Genomic DNA, 22,758 nt, shown 5'->3' on the forward strand with positions numbered 1-22,758 from the left:
GCACCTCAATTCGAGCTTCCGTACGCAGCGAACACGCGGGCCAACTGACCGGCCGGCGCTTGAAGCACGCCAGCGACCTTGGTGGCCGGAGCCTGGATCACGCCTACGAGCTTGGCACGCAGCTCATCGAGCGACGGCAGCTTCGCCAGCGCATCGACTTGAGCGGCATCCAGCCCGGAGCCGTCCAGACCCCCCGCGACGACCGAGATCTTCTCGTTGGATTTCCGGTAGTCGGTCACCACTTTGGCAGCCGCAACCGGATCCTTGGAGAAGGCGATCGCCGTCGGACCCGTGAACACCTCGTCCAGGTGCTCGAACTTCGTTCCCTTCAGCGCCAGCTTCACGAGCGTGTTCTTGGTCACTTTGTAACCAGCACCCGCATCGCGCATCTTTTGCCGAAGGTCCGAGACTTCCGAAACCGTCATGCCGGACTGGCTGGTAACAACCACCAGGCTCGAGGTTTCAAAGGTCTCGCGCAGCTCGGCGACCAGGGCTTCCTTTTTCGATCGGTCCACTGATCGTCTCCGCTGTTGTGGTTCTTTCCGCCCCATTGATGTTTCGGGTCGGTCGGAACCGGTTTCAACAAAGCCCGCCTTTTCAAGGGCGGACCCACTTCCTGCCCGGGAGGATGGAAACGGCGATCGAGCGGGCCGACAGTCGACCTGTTGCGAACTCCGTCTGCATTCCAGTCCTACCTATCTCATGACGGCCGGTGCCCCGCTTAAAGCCGAACCGGAGAACCGGGCCGGCCACCGTCAATCTCGGACAGGTACCCGCGATAATCCGGCGAACCGGAACACGCGGTTCTCCGGCACGGCCGAAGCCGCACCGGAAACCCTTGCCTTGGGCCCTTAGGCCTGCGGCTGCGCCGACGCCAGGTCGAGCTTGATGCCCGGCCCCATGGTCGACGAAATCGATACACGCTTGATATACGTGCCCTTGGCGCCCGACGGCTTCGCCGCCTGGATCGCGGTCACGAAGGCGCGGACATTCTCGGCCAACTGTTCGGCAGAGAAGCTCGCCTTGCCGATACCGGCATGGACGATCCCGGCCTTTTCGGCACGGAACTGAACTTCACCGGCCTTCGCGTTCTTGACCGCGTCGGCAACGTTCGGCGTCACGGTACCCAGCTTCGGGTTCGGCATCAGGCCGCGCGGACCCAGAACCTTACCCAGACGGCCGACGATGGCCATCATGTCCGGAGAGGCCACGACGCGATCGAAATCCATCATGCCGCCCTGGACCTGTTCCATCAGGTCTTCGGCACCGACGAAATCGGCACCCGCCGCCTTGGCTTCATCGGCCTTGTCGCCGCGGGCGAAGACCGCCACGCGAACCGACTTGCCCGTGCCATGCGGCAGCGCGCAGGCGCCGCGCACCTGCTGGTCCGCATGACGCGGATCGATGCCCAGATTCAACGCGATTTCGACGGATTCGTCGAATTTCGCGCCGGTGCCCTTCAGAAGATTGATCGCCTCTTCCACCGCGTACAGCTTCGTACGGTCGATGCCTTCGTAGGCGCCCTTCAGTCGTTTACCCAGTTTCGCCATGACGCTTACTCCGTCACCGTGATGCCCATGGCGCGCGCCGAGCCCTTAATGGACTCCATCGCAGCTTCCACAGTCACCGCATTCATGTCTTGCAGCTTGGCTTCCGCGATCTCGCGCACCTGGGCGAGCGTGACCGAGCCGACCTTTTCCTTGTTCGGCGTGGCGGAACCCTTCGGCACCTTCGCAGCCTTCTTCAGGAAGTAGGACGCCGGCGGCGTCTTCGTCACGAAGGTGAAGCTGCGGTCTTCATAGGCGGTGATGACGACCGGAGTCGGCGTGCCCGGCTCCATCGACTGCGTCGCCGCGTTGAAGGCCTTGCAGAATTCCATAATGTTGATGCCGCGCTGACCCAGGGCCGGGCCGACGGGCGGGGACGGGTTCGCTTGCCCCGCCTTGATTTCGAGCTTGATGTAGCCCGCAATCTTTTTCTTCGCCATTTCAAACCTTCCTTTTCGTCGTTCCCGCCGGACCGCCCCATCGGGGCTGCCTGCCGGCGGATAAGGTCGCGCCGCGGTTCAAACGGCTCCCGGTGGACTTGTCCGGGACTGGCCTGCCGCGACGTTTTCCGATCGCTTAAATCGCGAACCCGATCCTCAGAGCTTTTCGACCTGAGAATATTCGAGCTCGACCGGTGTCGCGCGACCGAAGATCGACACCGTAACCTTGAGCCGTGCCTTCTCCTCATCCACTTCTTCGACCGTGCCGTTGAAGGAGGTGAAGGGCCCGTCGCTGACGCGCACCTGCTCGCCGATATCGAAGGTGATGGAGGGCTTCGGCCGCTCCACGCCTTCCTGAACCTGATCGAGGATGCGCTGCGCTTCCTTTTCCGAGATCGGCGACGGACGTTTGCCGGTTCCCAGGAAGCCCGTGACCTTGGCGGTGTTGCTCACCAGGTGCCAGGTCACGTCGTTCATTTCGCAATTCACCAGGACGTAGCCCGGGAAGAATTTGCGCTCGGCATTCACCTTCTTGCCGCGCCGCATCTCGACGACGGTTTCGGTCGGAACCTCCACCGTCTCGACCATCTCCTCCAGCCCTTGGGCCTGCACCTGTTCCATGATCGACTCGGCTACCTTTTTCTCGGAGCCAGAGAACACGTGCACTACGTACCAGCGTTTCGCCACGACCTACCTCATCGTTCGTACTTGCGGCCCGCAACCCTTGTGCGGACCGGACCTAAGCGGGATTAGCGCCCCAGAATGAGCTGGACCAACCAGGCGATGATTCCGTCCACCGCGAGGAAAAAGACCGCCATGATCGTCACCATGATGAACACCATCAGGGTCGCGATCCCCGTTTCTTTCCGGGTCGGCCAGGTGACCTTGCTGGCTTCCTGCCGAACCTGTCGGACGAACTGCGCGGGACTGGTCTTCGCCATGATCCTTCGTTCACTCCTTAAAAAGCACCGCGGTATGGACAAACCCACCGAACCGCTTCACTGTGACTGTACCGGGCTGAACCCGGCGGTTTTCCGCCCTTTTCCGGTCGCCCTGGCAGCAGCCAAGCGCCCGACAAGACGGAAAACGCGGTGTCGCGCCCCGATCAATCCGCTGGAGCGACGCCGCGTGAAACCGGCGTGGCTAAGCCTTTCAGGGCCTAAGCACAACACCCCACGCGAAAAAAACCGAAAATCGGCATAAAAAACTTGCGCGCGTTTGCCCTTTCGCCTGGCGGCTGTTCGGCAAACGCGTCGCAGATCTGAATGCTCTTTCGGCCCCCGGGAACCGCACTGCAAAGCGCTTGAGACCCGGAGAGAAACTGGCAGGGGCACAAGGATTCGAACCCTGGACCTACGGTTTTGGAGACCGTCGCTCTACCAACTGAGCTATACCCCTACACGGTACGCGAACTCTTGGAAGGGCCGGGCACCGCCCGACGGGCCGCCCCGGCCCTTCCGAAAACCTTACTCGATGATGGAGGCGACGACGCCGGCACCGACGGTGCGGCCGCCTTCACGGATGGCGAAGCGCAGGCCTTCGTCCATCGCGATCGGGGCGATCAGCTCGACATCCATCGAAATGTTGTCGCCCGGCATCACCATTTCCGTGCCTTCCGGCAGCGTCACCGTGCCCGTCACATCCGTCGTGCGGAAGTAGAACTGCGGACGGTAGTTGGTGAAGAACGGGGTATGACGACCGCCTTCTTCCTTCGTCAGAATGTAGGCTTCGCCCTTGAACTTCGTGTGCGGCGTGATCGAGCCCGGCTTCGCCAGAACCTGACCGCGCTCAACGTCGTCACGGCCGATGCCGCGCAGCAGCGCGCCGATGTTGTCGCCCGCTTCCCCGCTGTCCAGCAGCTTGCGGAACATCTCAACGCCCGTCACCGTCGTCTTCTGCGTCGTGCGGATACCGACAATCTCGATTTCCTCACCGACCTTCACGATACCCTGCTCAACGCGACCCGTCACAACCGTGCCACGACCCGAGATCGAGAACACGTCTTCGATCGGCATCAGGAACGGACGGTCCTTCGGACGCTCCGGCTGCGGGATGTAACGGTCGACTTCCGCCATCAGCTCAAGGATCTTCTCCTTGCCGATATTGTCGTCGCGGCCTTCCAGAGCGGCCAGCGCCGAACCCGCAACGATCGGAATGTCGTCGCCCGGGAAGTCGTACGAGCTCAGCAGCTCGCGCACTTCCATCTCGACCAGCTCCAGCAGCTCTTCGTCGTCAACCTGGTCAACCTTGTTCAGGAAAACCACAATCGCCGGAACGCCAACCTGACGCGCCAGAAGAATGTGCTCGCGCGTCTGCGGCATCGGGCCGTCCGCCGCGTTCACAACCAGGATCGCGCCGTCCATCTGTGCCGCGCCCGTGATCATGTTCTTCACATAGTCAGCGTGGCCGGGGCAGTCGACATGCGCGTAGTGACGCGCGTCCGTCTGATACTCAACGTGCGCCGTGTTGATCGTGATACCGCGCGCCTTCTCTTCCGGAGCCTTGTCGATGTTCGCGTAGTCCATGAACGTCGCGCCGCCCGTCTCCGCAAGCGTCTTCGTGATCGCCGCCGTCAGCGTCGTCTTGCCATGGTCAACGTGGCCAATCGTGCCAATGTTGCAGTGCGGTTTCGTACGCTCGAACTTTTCCTTCGCCATCTTTTTCCGCTTCCCTACGTTCGCGTCACTCAGGATCGCTCGTTTCACACAGCGTGCGCCCGGCAACGGACCGCACCATCTCGAACCACTTCGGCCATCCGATCCCGTGCGCGTGGCCGGATCTGGCCGTCAACCTGGAGCGGGTGATGGGAATCGAACCCACGTAGCCAGCTTGGAAGGCTGGAGCTTTACCATTAAGCTACACCCGCAAAACATACTCGAAGCGCCCGGTCCGGCCCGCCGGATCGACCGCTTCGCGATGCTTCGGCCGGACCCGGAGAGCGCCTCGGCGTCGATGGTGGAGGGAGTTGGATTCGAACCAACGTAGGCTAAGCCAACGGATTTACAGTCCGTCCCCTTTAACCACTCGGGCATCCCTCCAGATAACACCGACTGCGCCGCTCCGCACGGCGGGACGGGGTTTAGAGTTCCGTCCGGTCCTTGTCAACGGGCAAGTTGCGGAATTCGCACCCTCAATTGCCACTCGCGGCCCGAAATCGACGGACCGCTTGCCGCACCCGCGCGGGCGGCGTATGACGCGGTCATGAACCGGTCGAACAAATCCCGCCCGCCCAAGGGTCAGAACCGCCAGAAGGGCCGTCCGCAGAAGGACGCGCCGCGCCCGCCGCGAGGCGGCGGAGCGTCCGGCGCGGGCGGCAATCGCTATTGGCTGACCGGCGCCCATTCCGTGGCCGCCGCGCTGGCCAATCCGGAGCGCCGCTGCGGTCGCCTGATCGCCACCGCCCAAGCCGCCGAGACCGTCGCCGCCGCCGCCGCGCGCCGCGGCATTGCGATCGAGGAAGGCAGCCGCGACGATATCGACCGCCTGGCCGGACCGGACAGCGTCCATCAGGGCCTTGCGCTGGAGGTCCTGCCGCTGGAACCGCCGGCTCTGACCGACCTGCCCGATCCGGCGGCCGGCAAGCCGCTTCTGGTGCTCGATCAGGTCACAGATCCGCGCAATGTCGGCGCCATCCTGCGGTCCGCCGCCGTGTTCGGGGCGGCCGCCGTGGTGGTTCAGGACCGACACGCCCCGCCGGAGACCGCGGCCCTGGCCAAGACCGCATCCGGGGCGCTGGAGAGCGTCCCCTTTGTGCGGGTCGGCAACCTGGCGCGCGCGCTGGAGGAAATGAAGCAGTTGGGATACTGGGTCGTGGGCCTAGCGGGCGAGGCGGAAGAGACCCTGTCCGCCCTGCCGCAGGACCGCCCGATCGCCCTGATCCTCGGGGCCGAGGGCGACGGTATGCGCCGCCTGACCCGGGAGGCCTGCGACGGGATCGTGCGGATCGCCATGGCGCCCAATGCCGTCGGCTCGCTCAACGTCTCCAACGCGGCCGCGGTGGCCCTCTATGCCGCCACCACCCAGCGCGATTAGGTAGCCACTTCGTTCGACTTCAGGCTTTCGATGATCCCGGTGACTTCCGGCAGCAGCTTTTCATAGTAATGTTCGCTGGCCGCCCGGTAGACGATGGCATGGAATGCCGCGTCGTGAACGAAACCCACCGCGAGGCCGAGCGTATCCAAACCGTCCTCATTCTCGCCGCCGAAATAGACCGTGAAGGCGTCGATCTCACCGATCCGGAAGGCTTCCAACCCAAAGATTTCGGCATTCGGCAACCCGTCCGCGCGCAGCGACGCCAGCAGGAATTCCGATTGTTCGGGCAGGCTCATGGACGGGTCGAATTGCGGGCCCTTGATCGTCTTCGCGCTGCCGAAAAGGCGGTCCCCCTTTCCGACATTCCCCGTCAGTTCCAGGGTGTTCAGGGTCAGGCCATCCACCGTCCACATCGAATGATCGGCATTGATATCCACCTTGTTCCAGGGCTGAGCGGTGGTGAAGGATACCGGGCCGAATTGCTGCGTGCTGGGATCGACCTGTACGAATTGCTTGGCACATCCCGCCATCAGCAAGAGAGCCGTCAGGCCCAGCGACAAAACAATCTTCTTCATTCTCACCCCCTCCATTTCCCAACTCGCATGACGGTCCCGGCACGAAGCCGGGCGCGATCATGACGTCGCGTCGGCACTCCCGATCATGAACCGGATCATCCCGGCATCCGGTGCCTCCGGCGCCAGATCGAGATAGGTTTTCAAAGCCGCGATTCCGGCCGCGTTATCGCCGTTCTTCAAGGCGGTCAGGCCCCATCCGCGATACAGACCTGCCTCCGCATATCCAAGCTCCGCAGCCTCCGCATAGGCGGCCAGCGCACGGTCGGCGTCGCCGTCTTGCGACCGGGCACGGTAGAGTTCGCCCTGGAAGTATCGCAGGGCGCCGTCTTCCGGTCTTGAGTCGACCAGGATTTCCAACAGCGCCTCGGACTGAGCGTGTTCGCCGAGTTCCAACTCGTCGCGCAGAAAGACTTCGCGCCATTCGCCCAGGGCGGCGATGTAGTCCTCGCGGCCGCGCCGTCCCTCCACCCCGCTCTGCGCGAAGGCCTCGGCCCGCAGGCGCAGGTTCTCCTCCCGCTCCTCGCTGGGCGGGTGACTGGCGAAGAAGACGGAACGGGGCGACTTCTTGTCCGGGTCGATCTCTTCCATCCGGGCGCGCTCGCGGTTCAGCTGGGCCCAGAGCTCGGACGCGGCCATCGGATCATAGCCGCTCTCGACCATAAGGTTCTGGCCCATGAAATCGCTCTCGCGCTCATGATCGCGGCTATAGGACTGAATCGATCCCATCATCCCCAGCGCGGCGACGTCGCCCACGGGCGCCACGCCGAAGACGGCGGCGGCGATCCGGAACACGGCCAGTCCGGTCAGTTTCGACCGGACGTCCCGGAACCGCTTGATCGAATGCCGCCGCAGATAATGCGCAATCTCGTGGCCGAGAACCGCGGCAAGCTGCGCCTCATCCTGCGCACGCAACAGCAATCCGCTCCAAACCTGCATCACGCCGTTCGGGGCCATCGTGGCGTTGAAGATCGGCGTGCGAACCAGATAGACGCGAACATCGCCGCAATACTGGTCGGCCAGATCGCAGACGATCCGGGTGATATAGGATTCCAACTCCGGGTCGCGGATTCTCTTGCCGGACGTGGCAAGCTGCCGTTCCGCCCGATCCATCTGCATCCACAACCCGGCTTCGTCGGTCTCCAGGCTAGGACGCTCCCCGATATCGATATCCGCCGGGATGGGCCGCAACGGCAAGGGTTCGACATAAAGGGCGGAATCGGTGCCTTCCGGCGTGACATCCACGACACCTGGCGATACGGAGCCGTCACCGGCCTCGACAATCTGACCCTCGGCGATCGGCGTGGTTTCGGATTTGCCGCCGCCCGTCGCGACACAGGCCGTCAGGCACAGAACGCCGGCCGCCCGCACAAAGGCGGCGGGAAGGTTGGTCGGCGATCTCCACGATCGGAATGGGTCGGTCCAAGTCATTGCATATTGGCCGGCGGTTCGGTCGGCATTACTGGGCGGTCGTCGTCTTCGACGGGAAATTGCTCAGCAGTTCGGCAACCGTTTCCGGCGCCGTTTCGGCCTTGCGCAGATCGCCCGTCTGCCGCGCCAGAAGATTGAACCATACCAGCTCGCCGTTCCTGAGGTCGACCAGAGAGGCGTAACCGACCTGGGTACCGCCCCGAACCGGTGCCCCCAACAGGGCGGCAACGACATTCAGCGCGACCCGGCCGGCGCTGGAATATTGATCCTTCACGAAGAGGAAGAGGGCATAGTCGGCGCCGCTATGGTCCCGGATCACCGAGACCTGGTCGCCCAGGCTGAAGTCGAACTTATCCCCCATGACGGGAAGCTTCGGCTGAACCAGGACGCTGCCGCGCACCTGGATCACCTGAAGGAAGCGGTGCACGATGATGGATGCGCCGACCGCGCGATGCAGCTTACCCAGTTCTTCTTCTTGCAACCGCTCCTGTTCCGACAAGGTGTCGAGGTCCAACACCTGATAGGTCAGGCCCAAGTCATCAAAGCTGCTTTTCAGGCTTTCGTGGATGTATCCCGTGGCATCCGCCGTCCACTGGGCATTCGGTTCTTCAAGACCGCCCGCCGTCAGTTCGACCAATTGCACATTCGCCGGCATGACGATCACCGTGACATCGTCTTCCAGCGTCGTCAGGGTATCGGTCCGGTTCATGCTGGTGGTCTGGCAAGCGGCCACCACCAGGGCGACGGCGATCATCGCGGAAAGGCGCGCAACGCCTCGAAACGCATCCATACCCACCCCCAATCTCACTAGAACAATCCTATTCCCCACTCGGATTCATAGTCACAAGACCAAGGCGTGCCAACGGAAAACCGCCCGGATTGCATTCCACATCTCTGGTACTTTGACAGGGTCCCGAAACCACCGTAGAAGAGCGGCCACTCGATCAGAGCAGCCGGATTAGCTCAGCTGGTAGAGCAGCGGTTTTGTAAACCGAAGGTCGCGGGTTCGATCCCTGCATCCGGCACCACCTTTCCCCGACAATCGAACGATTGCCCTCTAGCCCGCTGACTTTGCGTCCCGGGGCAGGGCGAAGGTGATCGCCGCGCAGAGGACCAGCATGATCAACGATCCCGCGATGCAGCCGGACAGCCCGGTGACCTGATACAAAAGCCCGGATAGCAGGGTTCCCATCAGCCGCCCGGCCGCGTTGGCGGCGTAATAGAAGCCGACATCCTCCGCCGCCTTCTTCGATCCGGCATAGGCCAGGATCAGATAGGAATGCAGCGAGGAGTTCACGGCAAAGGCCACCCCGAACACCATCAGCCCGGCCAGCACCACGCTTTCGACCGCGACAGGCAGTGCGGCAGGGGCACTGAGCGCCGCGAGCAGCAGTGCCGGGATCACTGCCAGAGCGAGGCCCCAGAGCCGGGCGGCAGGAACCTCGCGGCTGAGCCCGTCGGGGCTGCGCGTGACCAGGGCGGGGGCGACCGCCTGAATACCGCCATAGGCAATCGTCCAGGCAGCCAGAAATCCGCCGACCGCCCAGAAATCCCAGCCCGACGCATAAAGGAAGACCGGCAGGCCGACGACGAACCATACGTCCCGCGCCCCGAACATGAAGACCCGCGCGGCAGCCAGAATGTTCACCCCCGGCGACTTGGCGAAGAGTTCCTTCATCGATTTCGACGAGGCGCTGACCCCGAGGCCGGGCGGCAATGCCGCGAGGCAGGCGATCAGGATGACCGCCAGCATCGCCGCCATGCCCCAGAGGGCAGGCTCGAACCCGGCCGCGTCGAGCAACAGGCCGCCGACGAAGAAGCCCAGGCCCTTGGTTGCGTTCTTCGACCCGGTGAACCAGGCGACCCAGCGAAACAGTTGGCTGTTGCCATCGACCGAGGTGATCTTGATCGCCGATTTCGATGCCGTCTTGGTGATGTCCTTGGCGATTCCCGCTAGACCCTGCGCCGCGACGACCCAGATGACGGACAAGGTCGCGCCCCAGTCCGGGTCGAGCGCCGACAGAAACAACAGTCCGACGATCTGAAGCGCCAGACCCAACCCGAGCATACGCCTGATGCCGAAGCGCGCCGCCAGCCACCCGCCGCCAAGATTGGCGAAAATCCCCGCCGCCTCGTACAGCAGGAACAGGAAGGCGAGCGTGAAGGGCGAATAGCCCAGCCGGTAGAAATGCAGCAGGACGAGCATGCGCAACGCCCCGTCGGTCAGCGTAAACCCCCAATAGGAGGCCGTGACGATCAGGTAATTGCGCATCGCGTGATCACAGACCGTCGGCGATCAGCTTGTTGGCCAGGTCGACCATGCGGCAGGCATAGCCCAGTTCGTTGTCGTACCAGGCATAGATTTTCAGCAGCGTCCCGTCGGTCACCATCGTGCTCAACCCGTCGACGATGGCGCTGCGGCTGTCGCGGGCATAATCCGCCGAAACCAATGGCCGGTGTTCGATGCCGAGAATTCCGGCCAGAGGACCGGCCGCGGCCGTGTCGAACAGGGCGTTCACCTCCTCGGCCGAGGTTTCTCGGGTCAGTTCGAACACGCAATCGGTCAGGCTGGCATTCAGGACCGGGGCCCGCACGGCATGACCGTTCAACTTGCCCACCAGTTCCGGGAAGATCAGCCCGATCGCGGTGGCGCTGCCCGTCGTCGTCGGCTGCAGCGACAGCATGGCCGAGCGCGCACGGCGCAGATCCTTATGCGGCGCGTCGGTCACGACATTGGTGTTGGTCGGATCGTGAATGGTGGTGATCTGACCGTGGCGGATGCCGATCGCTTCGTGCACGACCTTCACCACCGGGGCCAGACAGTTGGTCGTGCAGGACGCCGCCGTCACGATCCGATGCCGGTCCCTGTCGTAGCGGTCGTCATTGACCCCCATGACGATATTCAGGACATCCGGGTCCTTGACCGGCGCGGCCACGATCACCCGTTTCACGCCGCGGTCCAGATAGGCCTGCAACTGGTCGCGTTTGCGGAACTTGCCGGTGCATTCCAGGACGATATCGCAGCCCAGATCGCCCCAGGGCACATCGCCCGGTTCGGCGGCACCGGTGAAGCCGATCTTACGCCCGCCGACGGCGATAGCGTCATCGGACAGGGTTTTCAGATCGCCGCGCCAGCGGCCCTGGACGCTGTCGAATTCCAGCAGATGCGCGGTCGTGACCGCACCGCCGGAAATCTCGTTCACATGAACGACATCCAGACCGGTTCCTGCCTTGGGGTCGGACGGGTCGCGTGCGACTCCGCCCAGGGCGGCACGCATGGCAAGCCTTCCGATTCGGCCCATGCCGTTGATACCAATCGCCATGATACGCGGCCCCCTTAAGCGTTTTCAGCCGGGCCGTAGCCCAATTCGTCCAGGCGCGATTTCAGCGCCATACGATCCAACGTGCCGAAAGGCAGATTGATGAAGATTTCCAGGCGCCGCTTGATCATGCCGAACAGTTCTTTCAGCAATACCTCACGCTCGGCCGTTGTCCCTTCGAACTTCGCCGGATCCGGCAAGGGCCAGGATGCGGTAACGACGTGATTGCCGAATTCCGGACAGGTCTGACCGGCGGTCGTGTCGCACAGCGCAATCACGAAATCCATTTCCGGCGCATCCGTCCGGGTGAACTCGTCCCAGGATTTGCTGCGGGAGGTGGAGACGTCAAAGCCCAGATTTTTCAGATTCTTCAACACATCCGCGTTCGGCGCGTCGATCGGGTCCGACCCGGCGGAGTAGGCCCGGAACTTGCCGCCGCCGATCTTGTTCAGAACGGCTTCCGCGATGATGGAACGGGCCGAATTGTGGGTACACAGGAACAGGACATTGAAACGCCCGGTCATTGGCTTTTCCTCCACGATGTCAGGAAACATTCCCGCGATATCGCCGCACAGGTCCGTACGCCCGTTGCAGCAGGTTTCGGTCACGAAAGTCAGCAGCTGACGCAGCCCCAGAAGCCGCACGGCATAGATCGTGGTTCGACCCTGTCGGGTCGATTGAATCAGACCCGCCTGTTCCAGCGCCGAGAGATGAAAGGACAGGGTCGACGACGGAATTTCCATCCGGTTCTGAATCTCGCCCGCCCGCATCCCCGAGGCGCCGGTCGCGATCAAGAGACGCAGAAGCCGGACGCGGGTTTCCTGCGACAGGGCGGAGAAACAGGTGGCTGCAAGCAATTCATCCATTTCTCTAGAATAGTCGAACAGTCAGGGCCGGAAAATCAAAAATACGCCCCGGTCATACAAACTTCATAACAGCGATGTAGGACGGAACCGTGCTTCTCATCCTCCTTCCCCAATCCACTGGAACAGGGCGGCGTAATCCACCTTACCGGTGGCAAGGCGCGGCAAGCTGTCCATGGCACGAATATCCTTGGGCACGGTCAATTCGCTCATTCCCGCCTTCCTGGCTGCTAGCAACAACCCGTCGCGTGTGGGCCGCGCGCGTTCGGAAATCAGGATCAACCGCTCGCCTTTCCTGTCGTCGGACACGGCCAGGACGGCGTGATCGCCCTCGGGGGCGGCCTCTGCGGCCAGTGCCTCCACCGCCGCCAGGCTGACCATCTCGCCGGCGATTTTCGCGAACCTTTTGGCGCGGCCCCGGATCGTGACGAATCCGTTCGGTGCGACGGACACGATGTCGCCGGTATCGTACCAGCCGTCCGGTGGCGGCTGCAGCACCCCCGGTGCGTCGGCCAACAGATAGCCCAACATCACATTGGGACCCCGCACCAGAAGCCGCCCACCTTCCGAAATTCCGGGAACAGGCTCCAATCTGGTTTCAAGCCCCGGCAGGACGCGCCCGACCGTGCCCGCCCGGAAATGCATCGGCGTGTTGACGGCGATCACGGGACCGGTCTCTGTCGCGCCATATCCTTCCAGAAGGCGCAGGCCGAACCTGTCGTTCCACAGCGCCCGCGTCTCGTCCCGCACTCGTTCCGCCCCCGCGAAGACATATCGCAGGCTGTAAAAATCATAGGCATCCGCCGCCCGTCCGTAGCCGGCCAGGAAAGTATCCGTCCCGAACAGGATCGTGGCGCTGGTGTCATAGACCAGGGCCGGGACGACCTTGAAATGCAGCGGCGAGGGATAGAGGAAGGTCGGCACGCCCGACAGGAGCGGCAGCAACGTCCCGCCCGTCAGGCCGAAGGAATGGAACATCGGCAGCGCATTGAAGACCTTGTCCGCACTGTTGAAGTCAACCCGGGCCGACAATTGGTCACGATTGGCGGTCAGGTTCCGGTGCGACAGGACCACGCCTTTCGGCATCCCTTCGGAGCCCGAGGTGAACAGGATCACCGCCGGATCGTCGGCCCGAATGCCGCGCGACGCGGCCCCCCTTCCCCACAGCCGGATTCGCAGCACGGCGCGAAGCTTTTCCCGCCAGGTGATCCGGCCTGCAACATCTTCCAGGTACAGAACCGCAACCCCGGCCTCGCGCAGGGCGTCCACGGTATCGGTCAGCTTGGCTTTCGCCTCGAACCGGCGGGATGTCACGACCGACGTCACCCCGGCCGCCTTGACCGACGACAGCAGCGGCCCGTGCCCGGTTGAGAAATTGAGCATCGCCGGCACCCTCGCGACCGCCTGCAGCCCGAAGAAGACCACCGCCGCCGCATTCGAATTCGGCAGCATCAACCCGACCGGCGCCGTGCCCGGTGCGGCGGTATCCAGGGCCCGGCCGAGGATCAAGGACCGGATCGCCAGGTCGTCATAGGTCAGACGGTTTCTGTCCGCGTCCTCCAGAATCTCCAATTTGCGCCCATGGGTGTGGCGGGCATCCAGCAACGCGGCGAACAGGGTTCCGTCCTGCGGGCTGGTCTCGAACATCATGTCGCTCATCACGTCGTACATCGCCTCCGCTCTGGCCCGGCGGCGCGCGCGGGCGGATTCGCCGCCCGGCGGCACCAGGGCACGTGGGGGCAGAATCTTGATCCGGATTTTCGGGAACCAGCGCAGGCGCAGCTTACCGCCCATGCGTGAGAAGGGGGTGAACTGCGCACCGTCGATCCGGACCGGCACGATAGTGGCGCGGGTACGTTCCGCGATCAGGCTCGCCCCCTCATAAACCTTCATCAAGCCACCGGTCACCGTCAGACGGCCTTCCGGAAAGATCACACAATGTCGGTTCTGGCGAATCTGGGCGGCCAGCGCCTTGACCGCCATGGGTTTGGTCGGGTCCAGCGGAAAGGCATCGACCAATTTCAGGAAGGGTCGCACCCACCAGGCCAGCGCCGTCTGGGTATTGATCGCGAAGACCGGCTTCTCCGGCAGATAGGCCGCCAGAATTGCCGCATCCAGGAAGGAGACGTGATTGCCGACCACAAGCGCCCGTGGACCGGCAGCGGTGTAGCGCTCCAGCCCATCGACCTCGACACGATAGAAAAGCTTCAGGATCGCGCGGACCGCCGTCTTCGCCGCCTGGTCGGGGATCAGGCGGAAGACGACTGCCGTCGCCACACCGTTAAGCAACGCCGCTGTCAGGATCACCTGCGTCACCGAATAGCCGAGCCAGAGCATCGCGGCAGACACCGCCGTCGCCCCGGTAACGAAGACCGCGTTCAGAACGTTGTTTGCCGCGATGATCCGCGCCCGCGCCTCGGGCGCGCTTCGGTGCTGTATGATGGCATAGAGCGGCACGACGAAGAGACCGCCAAATACAGACGCTCCCGCGAAATCCAGCGCCAGCCGCCACCCGTGAGGCGCGGAGGCGATTTCCCCAAGGCCCAGAACCGCGCCAGCCGCCGGCGGCAGGGCCGTGCTGACCAGATACAAATCGACCAGACTGACCGTCATGCCGGCGGCGGCGTAAGGCGCGATCCGCCCGGAAATCTCGTTCTTCAGGACCGCATTGCACAGCAACGCGCCCGCCGCGATGCCCAGCGTGAACAGAACCATGATCGCCGTTGCGACCGACTCGTCAGCGTTCAAGACTTCCCGCGTATAGCTGGGGATCAGGGCCAGGATGACGACACCCATGGCACAGAACCAGCTGATACCCAGGATCGAGCGCCAGACCGAGCGGTTTTCCGTCGCCTGCGCGATCAGGCCGAGGGTTTCGCCCGGCAGGTTCAGGTTGACCCGTAATTGCGGATTCTTCGATACCGCCGCCGGGATGAACCGGGCGGATGCCCATCCGGCTGCGGCAATCGCCAGGACGCAGGCCGCGACAATCTCCGGCCCCATCGGCTGGGCCGCCAGCAGGCCGCCTATCATTGTGCCCAATAGGATCGCGCCGAAGGTCCCCGCTTCGATCAGCGCGTTCCCGGGGATCAGGTCGGCCGGGTCCAGATGGGCGGGCAGGATCCCGTATTTCGCCGGACTGAAGAAGGCGGACTGCGCGCCCATCAAGAACAGGGCTGTCAGCAGCAATGGCAGACTGCCCAGCCACAATGCGACGGCGCCGAATGCCATGATCAGAATTTCGACCAGCTTCACGGCGCGGATCAGCCGCGACTTGTCGTATTTGTCGGCCAATTGTCCGGCCAGCGCCGAGAACAGGAAATAGGGCAGGATGAAAAGCCCCGCCGCCGCGCTGACGACCGCCGATGCCGACATATCCGACCCGTCCAGCAGCCGGAAGGCGATCAGCACGATCAGCGCCTGCTTGAACAGATTGTCGTTCAACGCCCCGAAAGCCTGGGTGAGGAACAGCGGCAGAAAACGCCGATTTCCCATCACCGACCGCAACGAACCCGCCATCTCGCCATCCTCCAAAAAGGGTAATCGGTCTTCTTCAGATCGATGTGGTGTTTTTTGAACAACGTTCAATATAAATTTTCGACGGATTGAGACACTCTTTGCGTCGGGGAATGGGGGCAGGCAGGTGCGGCCTTGGGATGGATTAATCGCCCCGTCACGCTAGTTTCGGGTAGGGTAGCTGCGGCGCCGGCACGGGGGTCAAAGGCCGGAGGGTAACTTAAGGTGAGTATTTTCAAGCAATTGTTGGTTGTTGCGGTCCTGGCCGGATTGGGCTTCGCGGCCTGGAAGGTCGGTGAGCCGCCGCCATCCGGCGCGCCGACGGAAGCCGCGAAACCGGACAATCCGGTCGCGGTGATCGTACAGCGTACGGAAACGGCCGAAGAACGGATCCGGCTGGAGGCCGTCGGCACGGCCAGCGCCTTCCGATCGGTAACTCTGCATCCGGAATCGGCCGGCGAAGTGACTGCCCTGCGCTTCACCGCCGACAGTTATGTCGAGCGCGGCGACGTCCTGGTCGAACTGCGCCGCGAGGCCGAGGAACTGGAAGTCGAACTGGCCCGGGTACAGCTGGAAAACGCACAGCGCACCTTCGGACGCCTGGAGAAATTGAGCGCCAGCGGGACATCGACCCAGGCGGCGCTGGACGATGCGCGCACCGCGCTGCGCAGCGCCCGCATCGCCTTGCGACAGGCACAGGTCGCCTTGGACGACCGGGTCGTGAAGGCGCCGTTCGCAGGTTACATCGGGCTGACCGATATCGAAATCGGCGACCGGATCGATCCCGCGACGGCGATTGCGACGCTGGACGATCGCGAATTGCTGCTGATCCGGTTCGACGTACCGGAAGCATTGCTGGGGCGCATCGCGCCGGGCGACGCCGTGACCGTTGCGCCCTGGGCCGGCACCGTCAGCGCCGACGGCATCGTCGTCGATTTCGACAGCCGCATCGATCCGGAGTCGCGGACCTTCGTGGTCCGGGCCGAGACGCCGAATCCGGATGATCGGTTCCGTCCCGGCATGAGCTTCCGGGTCACATTGGATCTTTATGGAGAAAAACGTCCCGCCGTCCCCGAAATCGCCATTCAATGGGGCGGCGAAGGATCCTTCCTGTGGACGATCCGCGACGGCGCGGCGGCCCGAGTCCCCGTCCGCATCGTCCAGCGGCAGGCCGCGCGCGTCCTGGTCGACGCCGAACTGGAACCCGGCGATCCGGTCGTGGTCGAGGGCCTGCACCGGATGCGGGCCGGTCGACCAGTCGCGGTGACGGTACGCGACGCGCCGGTCGCAACGAACGGGACCGGATCGTGACCGAACGGCCAGACAAGAGCGACCTGCCCTCCACCAGTGTGCGCCGGCCGCTGCTGGCCCTGGTCCTGAACCTGCTGATCGCGCTGGCCGGGCTTGCGGCCCTGACGGCCGCGGAGGTCCGGGAACTGCCCGATGTCGATCAGCCGACGGTCACCGTGCGCGGCATCCTGCCCGGCGCGTCGCCGGAAACCATGGACGCCGAGGTCACCAGCATTGTCGAAGGCGCGGTCGCCCGCGTGACGGGGGTCAAGGAAATCCGGTCTTCCAGCGAGGAGAACAATTTCCGAATCCGGCTTTATTTCTCCGCCGACACCGATCTGGATACGGCGGCGGCGGATGTCCGCGAGGCGGTCAGCCGGGTCGAACGGGACCTGCCCGACGATGTCGAGCAACTGACGGTGATCAAGGCCGACGCCGATGCCAGCCCCATTCTGCGCCTCGCCGCCCTTGCCGAAGGGATCGGTGAGGAGGAACTGACCCGGATTGTCGAGAACGACATCGTGCCGGACCTGATCTCGGTCACCGGGGTCGCCGATGTCACACTTTACGGCGATCGCCGCCGGATGCTGCATGTCGTGCTGGATCCGATGCGGCTCAGCAGCTACGGGCTGACCGTCACCGACGTCGCCGATGTTCTGGAAAACGCACCCTTCGACATTCCGGCGGGCAGTTTCGCGTCCGACGATCACGAACTGATCGTACGCGCCGACGCGACGGCGGAGACCGCAGAGGAGATCGGCGGGATCGTCATCCGCGATCCGGTGACGATCGGCGACGTGGCAACGGTCTATTTCGGGCCGGAGGATGCGGAATCGCATGTTCGCGTCGATGGCCAGTCGGTCATCGGCATGGCCGTCATCCGCCAGGCGAAGTCCAACACGATCGAAATCTCGGACGGGATCGATGCGGCGCTGGAACGGCTGAACGCGCGGTTCGAGACGGTGCGGATCGTAAAGGTGTCGGACGACGCCGAGTTCATTCGCGGTTCGGTGCGCGAGGTCGTGGTGACGCTGCTTCTGGCGGTGGCCATCGTCGTGCTGACCCTGTGGCTGTTCCTGGGATCGCCCAGCGCCACCCTGATCCCCTGTATTTCGATCCCCATCGCGTTGATCGGGTCGGTGGCGGCGATCTGGCTGATGGGATTCTCCATCAACATCATCACCCTGCTGGCCCTGGTTCTGGCGGCGGGGCTGATCGTCGACGATTCCATCGTCGTTCTGGAAAACATCCAGCGCCGCCGGTCGCAAGGTCTGGGCGGCCGGGCGGCGGCGGTTCTGGGGACGCGCCAGGTCTTCTTTGCGGTCGTCGCGACCACGGCGACCCTGGTGTCCGTCTTCGTCCCGATTTCCTTCCTGCCCAGCGACGCGGGCAGGCTGTTCCGGGAATTCGGCTTCGTTCTGGCGGTCAGCGTCATCATCTCCTCTTTCGTCGCCTTGACGCTCGTCCCCGCCCTGGCCGCGCGGCTGGGCAGCGATGACGGCGCCAGCGGGTTGGGCGTGTACCGGTTGATCGCCTGGACCGGCGGTAAGCTGGTCGCGCTCTACCGGGTGACGCTGGTCGGCGCGCTGGCGGTGCCGCTGGTGATCCTCGCCCTGGCGGCGGCCGGGGGCGGCGCCGCGTTCTTCGCCTTCCAGAATATCGACCGCGAATTGCTGCCGACGGAGGATCGCGGCCAGATCTTCGTTTTTGGCACCGGACCGGACGGGGTCGGCCTGCCCTATTCCGGGCGGCAGGCCGACAAGATCGAGGCGGTCTTGCAGCCCTATGTCGACAGTGGCGAGATCACATCGGTCTACACGATTGTCGGGCGCTGGGACCCGAACCGGGTCTTCGTCAGCGCCCCCCTGGCCCCATGGCATGAACGAACCCGGCCGCAATCGGACCTGATCGCGGAACTGCGGCCCCAGATGAACGATATCCCGGGCATGCGGATCAGCGTCTACAGCCCGAACAGCCTGAATATCCGGTCGAATTCCACAGGGCTGGAGGTCGCGCTGATCGGGAACGATTATCTGCGGCTATACGAGGCCGCGTTGGCGCTGAACCGAGCCATCGAGGACCGGCTGCCCGGCTTGTCCAATGGCCGGATTTCCTATCAGCCGACCCAGCCGCAATTGCTGGTCCAGATCGACCGGCGGCGGGCGTCGGACCTGAACGTGTCGCTGGACGATCTGGCGGCGACCTTGAGCGTCACCATCGACGGCGACGAGCTGGTCGATCTCAGCGTCGGGGACGAAACCATCCCGATCCTGCTGGAAGCGGGCGACGGGGCGATCAACGACCCCAGCGATCTTCTGAACCTCTATGTCCGCAGTGCCGAGGGCGCCTTGGTCCCGCTGTCGTCCCTGGTGTCGCTGAAGGAGGAAGGAGTGGCGGCCGAACTGGACCGTCATGTCCAGCGCCGGGCGGTCGAGATCGACGCCGACATCGAGCTTGGCTATCCGCTGCAGCAGGCGGCGAGCGATGTCGAGGCCCTGGCGGCGGAAATCCTGCCGGGCGGGATCGACCTGATCCTGCTGGGCGAGGCCGCAACCTTGCAGGAAACCGAACGCGACGTCCTGATCACCTATGTCATCGCCCTGGCAGTGGTCTTCCTAGTACTGGTCGCGCAGTTCGAAAGCTGGACCAGCGCCCTGGTTGTCGTCCTGACCGTTCCCTTCGGTGTCGCCGCGGCGCTCTACGCCCTGCTGCTGACCGGTACGACGATCAACATCTATTCCCAGATCGGTCTGGTGATGATGATCGGGTTGATGGCCAAGAACGGCATCCTGCTGGTCGAATTTGCCGACCAGCTGCGCGATCAGGGCCTGTCGGTCACCGATGCCGTGCGCCGGGCGGCGCTGGTTCGGCTACGCCCGATCATGATGACCCTGCTGTCGACGGTCGTCGGCGGCCTGCCCTTGATCCTCAGTTCCGGCGCAGGTGCCGAGGCGCGGGCGGCCATCGGATGGGTGATTTTCGGCGGGCTGGGCATGGCGGCGGTGTTCACGCTGTACCTGACGCCGGTGGTCTATCTCTGCCTCGCGCGGTTCTCATCCGCCAGGGCGCGGCATGCCCATCAGTTGGACCGGGAGTTGAAGGACGCCGAAACGATCCCCGACGCCACCGGGTGAGCCGCCGTCAACCATGCAGGTCGGATAGTTCGATCCGCCCCTTCATCAGGTAGACGACGCTGGCCACGATTTCGTACCCGACCACCCCCCAATGAGCGAGGCCGCGCACGGAGGGGATGAAATCCTCCGCCGTCACGCCGCTTTCCCGTCTCGGCGCGCGGAACCCCGCGACCGGAACGCCCAAGGCGCGAAGGCAAGCCACGGCACGTCGCCCGTGGATCGCGTCCGTCACCGCATAAACCGATGTCCATCCGTACCGGTCCAGCGCCGCGCGTGCGGCGACCGCATTGTCCCAGGTGTTCAAGGCCGTGTCGTCGCGCAGGACGTCGAAATTCTCCGTCGCCAGCATATCCGCGATGACCTTGGCTTCCGTCGGTCCGGCCCCGCTGGTCGGCCCGCCGCTAACCAGCAACGGCACACCGGATTCGGCGGCGATCATCCGACCGACCGAGACCCGGCGCATGGACGCTTCCGACGGCCAGAAATGGGCATAGCCGTCGGTATCGATCCCGCCGCCGAAAACAAAGACCGCCGTCCCCACCCCGGCCGGAGCCCAGGGCGTTTCAGGGACTGGCAAACGCCAGATATCGGCGGCCAATCGCGGCCCGGCGGGAAAGGAAAGGACCAGCAGGATACCGATCGCGGCAATCAGGGCACGGTTCCGGCTGGCCCGGCCGCGCCGCACCCATCCGAAAATCGCCGCCGCGAAGACAAGCCACAACCCGATATTGGGGATAATCAGAGACGCAATCGCCTTCATTCGATAACCGTGCTTTCTATACGCCCGGTCGCGGTCGGCGGCGCGCCGCGCCGGGAATCATAGTCGCGCCTGGCCAGCAGTTCCTGGCGTTTCAGGCGGATCAATTGCCGCAATTCCTCATAAGCGCCTTCAGACCCTTGCAATGCCGCGCGATACGGATCGCGGATTCCGGCGCGCGCGGCGAATTCGCGCGAGACGGCGGCATAGTCAGACGGATCGGCGGGCGCGCTGCCGGCGGCGGCGAGATCGAGCCACCGGGTAGCACCGTCGTAATCCGGAGAACGGCCGGAACCGGGCGGTGCATCGTCCAGAAGGGCGGCGGCCAGATTGTATTGTGCCGCCGGCAATCCGTCGCGCGCCGCCGCGAACAGCCATTGGCCGCCGGCAGCCCTATCCGCCGCATCGGTCGACCGGCGCAATGCCAGCCCCACCAGATTACGCGCCTTCACATCACCGTCCTGCGCCAGGAGCCGGAGTTTAGCCAACACATCCAGCCCGCCACCGCCGTTCAGCCGGTCCCTTAGCGTTTCGAAATCATCCTCTGGACCCAGTACGGGATCGGACGCGACCGCCAGGGCGGGCGGCAGGTTCGGGGCCGCGCTTCCTTCCGGCAAGCCGCGCAGGGCCTCTTCGGCAATGGCGCGCCGGGCGGCGGAGTCAAACCGGACGGCCAGCGCATCGCGCTGATCGGCCGCGCCTTCTGCGCCCAAGGCAGCCGCCCGTGTGAACCAGTAGAGTGCGCGGTCTTCGTCCTTTGCGACACCATAGCCATTGGCCAGCATCCAGCCGAGATCCATGGCAGCGGCCGGATGATCTTGCTGCGCGGCGGCCTGGAACCAGCGCACGGCCTCGAAATCGTTCTGCGACACGCCCTCCCCGCTTTCATAAGCGCGGCCCAGGCGGAACTGAGCTTCCGGATCGCCCGATTGGGCGGCGGGCAGCAGGCCGGATTGTGCCGTGGCAAGAGCCGGAACGCAGAGCCACAGAAGCAAGAAAGCCGCAGAAAACAGACGTTTGTACTGGACCATGATCCTTGAACCGGCCGGTGACGCGAGACGCTGGCAGCGGATATAGCATGGACGGAGGGGCGAATCGACGCGTAGACTTAGTCCTATTGGAAACGAGCGTCGAGACGGAAGCGATTAATGGCCGACGAGGGCGACAAAGGGGCATTGGCAGCAGCCGCGGCGGACGCGGTCAGCCGCGCCGGTCGAGTCAGCGCGGTCAACAAGATCGGCGTCGACATCACCGCCGTTCTGGGCACCGCCGAGATGAAGGTTTCGAACCTGCTGAAGATCGGACGCGGCGCGGTGATCGAACTGGACCGCCGGGTCGGCGATACGGTCGAAATCCGCTGCAACGGCATGCCCATCGGCCGTGGCGAGATCGTCGTCGTCGAAGATCACCTGGCCGTGTCGATCACCGAAATCTACAGCAAATCGCAGATCAACGACTGATCGCGATCCGGCCGCACCGTCAGCCCTTTCTGATTTCGAAGATAAACACCCCGTCCGCTTCCTCGGACGCGGTCATGTCGTGGCCCTGTGAATCGCAGAATGCCTGCATGTCGGCCGGCGATCCCGGATCGGTGGCGCGCACGACCAAGATCGCACCGGGCGGCAGAGATTTTATCGCCTTGCGGGCCTTCAGAACCGGCAGCGGGCATTTCAGCCCCGTGGCGTCTAGTTCCGCCTTTTCCATCGTACTCCTTCCCCGTTTTGCGAAGCTTATTTAATCATGATCGTGACTAAATTTAACCTTGGGCCGCATTGACGACTCAGGGCATACGGGTTCATGTTGCGCCTTGGGAATCCGCCAGATCACAATTGCTTAAGCGGCGCTCTGGTGCAACC

Annotated in this window: 20 protein-coding genes and 4 tRNA genes; 5 read left to right on the top strand and 19 right to left on the bottom strand. The window is 64.0% G+C overall.

Going from position 1 to position 22,758, the window contains the following annotated elements; all coding sequences use genetic code 11:
- Positions 1 to 5: 5 nt before the first annotated feature.
- The 9 genes from rplJ to ACO06O_RS14065 all read right to left on the bottom strand — a co-directional run bounded on the left by rplJ (position 6) and on the right by ACO06O_RS14065 (position 5,025).
- A complete protein-coding gene (rplJ, locus tag ACO06O_RS14025; RefSeq protein ID WP_421880828.1) occupies positions 6 to 515 on the bottom strand; it encodes a 50S ribosomal protein L10 in 510 nt (169 codons plus the stop codon).
- Between the two features lie 336 nt (positions 516 to 851).
- Positions 852 to 1,550 (bottom strand): 50S ribosomal protein L1, encoded by a 699-nt coding sequence (rplA, locus tag ACO06O_RS14030; protein WP_420419542.1) that lies wholly within the window; start codon positions 1,548 to 1,550, stop codon positions 852 to 854.
- 5 nt (positions 1,551 to 1,555) lie between these two features.
- Positions 1,556 to 1,987 (bottom strand): 50S ribosomal protein L11, encoded by a 432-nt coding sequence (gene rplK / locus ACO06O_RS14035; protein WP_420419541.1) that lies wholly within the window; start codon positions 1,985 to 1,987, stop codon positions 1,556 to 1,558.
- A gap of 156 nt (positions 1,988 to 2,143) precedes the next feature.
- Positions 2,144 to 2,674: a transcription termination/antitermination protein NusG gene (nusG, locus tag ACO06O_RS14040; RefSeq protein WP_420419540.1), complete on the bottom strand. Its 531-nt coding sequence runs from the start codon at positions 2,672 to 2,674 to the stop codon at positions 2,144 to 2,146.
- Between the two features lie 62 nt (positions 2,675 to 2,736).
- Positions 2,737 to 2,928, bottom strand: coding sequence for a preprotein translocase subunit SecE (gene secE / locus ACO06O_RS14045; protein ID WP_420419539.1), 192 nt, complete (start codon positions 2,926 to 2,928; stop codon positions 2,737 to 2,739).
- A 381-nt stretch (positions 2,929 to 3,309) separates the two neighbouring features.
- Positions 3,310 to 3,385: transfer RNA gene (locus tag ACO06O_RS14050), tRNA-Trp, on the bottom strand.
- Between the two features lie 68 nt (positions 3,386 to 3,453).
- Positions 3,454 to 4,644, bottom strand: a complete 1,191-nt coding sequence (gene tuf, locus ACO06O_RS14055) for an elongation factor Tu (protein WP_420419538.1) — start codon at positions 4,642 to 4,644, stop codon at positions 3,454 to 3,456.
- 135 nt (positions 4,645 to 4,779) lie between these two features.
- Positions 4,780 to 4,853 (bottom strand) — tRNA-Gly (locus tag ACO06O_RS14060).
- Positions 4,854 to 4,940: 87 nt separating this feature from the next.
- Positions 4,941 to 5,025, bottom strand: a tRNA-Tyr gene (locus ACO06O_RS14065).
- A gap of 163 nt (positions 5,026 to 5,188) precedes the next feature.
- On the opposite strand from ACO06O_RS14065, the gene rlmB reads away from it, so the two are divergent.
- Entirely contained in the window at positions 5,189 to 6,019 is an 831-nt protein-coding gene (gene rlmB / locus ACO06O_RS14070) for a 23S rRNA (guanosine(2251)-2'-O)-methyltransferase RlmB (protein ID WP_421880832.1), read from the top strand.
- Here rlmB and ACO06O_RS14075 read toward each other — a convergent pair.
- From ACO06O_RS14075 to ACO06O_RS14085, 3 genes are read right to left on the bottom strand one after another with little or no spacing between them, the layout of a single operon-like run.
- Positions 6,016 to 6,594, bottom strand: coding sequence for a hypothetical protein (locus ACO06O_RS14075; RefSeq protein WP_421880835.1), 579 nt, complete (start codon positions 6,592 to 6,594; stop codon positions 6,016 to 6,018). The two genes, rlmB and ACO06O_RS14075, sit on opposite strands and share 4 nt — an antisense overlap.
- 57 nt (positions 6,595 to 6,651) lie before the next feature.
- The gene (locus tag ACO06O_RS14080; RefSeq protein WP_421880838.1) at positions 6,652 to 8,022 is read right to left on the bottom strand and encodes a M48 family metalloprotease; all 1,371 of its coding nucleotides are present in this window, start codon (positions 8,020 to 8,022) and stop codon (positions 6,652 to 6,654) included.
- Between the two features lie 28 nt (positions 8,023 to 8,050).
- Entirely contained in the window at positions 8,051 to 8,812 is a 762-nt protein-coding gene (locus ACO06O_RS14085) for a hypothetical protein (protein WP_421880840.1), read from the bottom strand.
- A 162-nt stretch (positions 8,813 to 8,974) separates the two neighbouring features.
- Here ACO06O_RS14085 and ACO06O_RS14090 point away from each other — a divergent pair.
- Positions 8,975 to 9,050: transfer RNA gene (locus ACO06O_RS14090), tRNA-Thr, on the top strand.
- Between the two features lie 29 nt (positions 9,051 to 9,079).
- Here ACO06O_RS14090 and arsJ read toward each other — a convergent pair.
- The 4 genes from arsJ to ACO06O_RS14110 all read right to left on the bottom strand — a co-directional run bounded on the left by arsJ (position 9,080) and on the right by ACO06O_RS14110 (position 15,724).
- Positions 9,080 to 10,294, bottom strand: a complete 1,215-nt coding sequence (arsJ, locus tag ACO06O_RS14095; protein WP_421880843.1) for an organoarsenical effux MFS transporter ArsJ — start codon at positions 10,292 to 10,294, stop codon at positions 9,080 to 9,082.
- 7 nt (positions 10,295 to 10,301) lie between these two features.
- Positions 10,302 to 11,345: an ArsJ-associated glyceraldehyde-3-phosphate dehydrogenase gene (locus ACO06O_RS14100; RefSeq protein ID WP_421880846.1), complete on the bottom strand. Its 1,044-nt coding sequence runs from the start codon at positions 11,343 to 11,345 to the stop codon at positions 10,302 to 10,304.
- A gap of 14 nt (positions 11,346 to 11,359) precedes the next feature.
- Positions 11,360 to 12,208, bottom strand: coding sequence for a metalloregulator ArsR/SmtB family transcription factor (locus tag ACO06O_RS14105; RefSeq protein WP_421880848.1), 849 nt, complete (start codon positions 12,206 to 12,208; stop codon positions 11,360 to 11,362).
- A 96-nt stretch (positions 12,209 to 12,304) separates the two neighbouring features.
- Positions 12,305 to 15,724 (bottom strand): acyl-[ACP]--phospholipid O-acyltransferase, encoded by a 3,420-nt coding sequence (locus ACO06O_RS14110; RefSeq protein WP_421880851.1) that lies wholly within the window; start codon positions 15,722 to 15,724, stop codon positions 12,305 to 12,307.
- A 222-nt stretch (positions 15,725 to 15,946) separates the two neighbouring features.
- On the opposite strand from ACO06O_RS14110, the gene ACO06O_RS14115 reads away from it, so the two are divergent.
- Both ACO06O_RS14115 and ACO06O_RS14120 read left to right on the top strand, forming a co-directional pair.
- Positions 15,947 to 17,032, top strand: coding sequence for an efflux RND transporter periplasmic adaptor subunit (locus ACO06O_RS14115; protein WP_421880854.1), 1,086 nt, complete (start codon positions 15,947 to 15,949; stop codon positions 17,030 to 17,032).
- Positions 17,029 to 20,145 (top strand): efflux RND transporter permease subunit, encoded by a 3,117-nt coding sequence (locus tag ACO06O_RS14120; RefSeq protein WP_421880857.1) that lies wholly within the window; start codon positions 17,029 to 17,031, stop codon positions 20,143 to 20,145. The genes ACO06O_RS14115 and ACO06O_RS14120 overlap by 4 nt, the downstream gene beginning before the upstream one ends.
- A gap of 7 nt (positions 20,146 to 20,152) precedes the next feature.
- Here ACO06O_RS14120 and ACO06O_RS14125 read toward each other — a convergent pair whose 3' ends face one another.
- Both ACO06O_RS14125 and ACO06O_RS14130 read right to left on the bottom strand, forming a co-directional pair.
- Complete coding sequence (locus ACO06O_RS14125) at positions 20,153 to 20,905, bottom strand: YdcF family protein (protein WP_420419526.1); 753 nt, start codon at positions 20,903 to 20,905, stop codon at positions 20,153 to 20,155.
- Positions 20,902 to 21,933 (bottom strand): tetratricopeptide repeat protein, encoded by a 1,032-nt coding sequence (locus tag ACO06O_RS14130; RefSeq protein ID WP_421880860.1) that lies wholly within the window; start codon positions 21,931 to 21,933, stop codon positions 20,902 to 20,904. Before ACO06O_RS14130 ends, ACO06O_RS14125 begins: the two co-directional genes overlap by 4 nt.
- Before the next feature lie 117 nt (positions 21,934 to 22,050).
- On the opposite strand from ACO06O_RS14130, the gene fliN reads away from it, so the two are divergent.
- The gene (fliN, locus tag ACO06O_RS14135) at positions 22,051 to 22,362 is read left to right on the top strand and encodes a flagellar motor switch protein FliN (protein WP_420419524.1); all 312 of its coding nucleotides are present in this window, start codon (positions 22,051 to 22,053) and stop codon (positions 22,360 to 22,362) included.
- Positions 22,363 to 22,381: 19 nt separating this feature from the next.
- Here the strand turns inward: fliN and ACO06O_RS14140 are convergent, their stop codons facing one another.
- Positions 22,382 to 22,606 carry a sulfurtransferase TusA family protein gene (locus ACO06O_RS14140; protein ID WP_421880863.1) on the bottom strand — a complete coding sequence of 75 codons (225 nt, stop codon included), beginning with the start codon at positions 22,604 to 22,606 and terminating at the stop codon, positions 22,382 to 22,384.
- Between the last annotated feature and the right edge of the window lie 152 nt (positions 22,607 to 22,758).

This window comes from Pacificispira sp. (assembly GCF_965228185.1).
Taxonomy (GTDB): Bacteria; Pseudomonadota; Alphaproteobacteria; order UBA8366; family Aestuariispiraceae; genus Pacificispira.

Coding starts and splice junctions, on each gene's coding strand:
- ACO06O_RS14125 (WP_420419526.1), bottom strand. CDS start 20,905: ATGAAGGCGATTGCGTCTCTGATTATCCCCAATATCGGGTTGTGGCTT.
- ACO06O_RS14075 (WP_421880835.1), bottom strand. CDS start 6,594: ATGAAGAAGATTGTTTTGTCGCTGGGCCTGACGGCTCTCTTGCTGATG.
- ACO06O_RS14080 (WP_421880838.1), bottom strand. CDS start 8,022: ATGACTTGGACCGACCCATTCCGATCGTGGAGATCGCCGACCAACCTT.
- rlmB (WP_421880832.1), top strand. CDS start 5,189: ATGAACCGGTCGAACAAATCCCGCCCGCCCAAGGGTCAGAACCGCCAG.
- ACO06O_RS14085 (WP_421880840.1), bottom strand. CDS start 8,812: ATGGATGCGTTTCGAGGCGTTGCGCGCCTTTCCGCGATGATCGCCGTC.
- ACO06O_RS14100 (WP_421880846.1), bottom strand. CDS start 11,345: ATGGCGATTGGTATCAACGGCATGGGCCGAATCGGAAGGCTTGCCATG.
- tuf (WP_420419538.1), bottom strand. CDS start 4,644: ATGGCGAAGGAAAAGTTCGAGCGTACGAAACCGCACTGCAACATTGGC.
- ACO06O_RS14140 (WP_421880863.1), bottom strand. CDS start 22,606: ATGGAAAAGGCGGAACTAGACGCCACGGGGCTGAAATGCCCGCTGCCG.
- rplK (WP_420419541.1), bottom strand. CDS start 1,987: ATGGCGAAGAAAAAGATTGCGGGCTACATCAAGCTCGAAATCAAGGCG.
- ACO06O_RS14110 (WP_421880851.1), bottom strand. CDS start 15,724: ATGGCGGGTTCGTTGCGGTCGGTGATGGGAAATCGGCGTTTTCTGCCG.
- fliN (WP_420419524.1), top strand. CDS start 22,051: ATGGCCGACGAGGGCGACAAAGGGGCATTGGCAGCAGCCGCGGCGGAC.
- rplA (WP_420419542.1), bottom strand. CDS start 1,550: ATGGCGAAACTGGGTAAACGACTGAAGGGCGCCTACGAAGGCATCGAC.
- arsJ (WP_421880843.1), bottom strand. CDS start 10,294: ATGCGCAATTACCTGATCGTCACGGCCTCCTATTGGGGGTTTACGCTG.
- ACO06O_RS14130 (WP_421880860.1), bottom strand. CDS start 21,933: ATGGTCCAGTACAAACGTCTGTTTTCTGCGGCTTTCTTGCTTCTGTGG.
- secE (WP_420419539.1), bottom strand. CDS start 2,928: ATGGCGAAGACCAGTCCCGCGCAGTTCGTCCGACAGGTTCGGCAGGAA.
- ACO06O_RS14105 (WP_421880848.1), bottom strand. CDS start 12,208: ATGGATGAATTGCTTGCAGCCACCTGTTTCTCCGCCCTGTCGCAGGAA.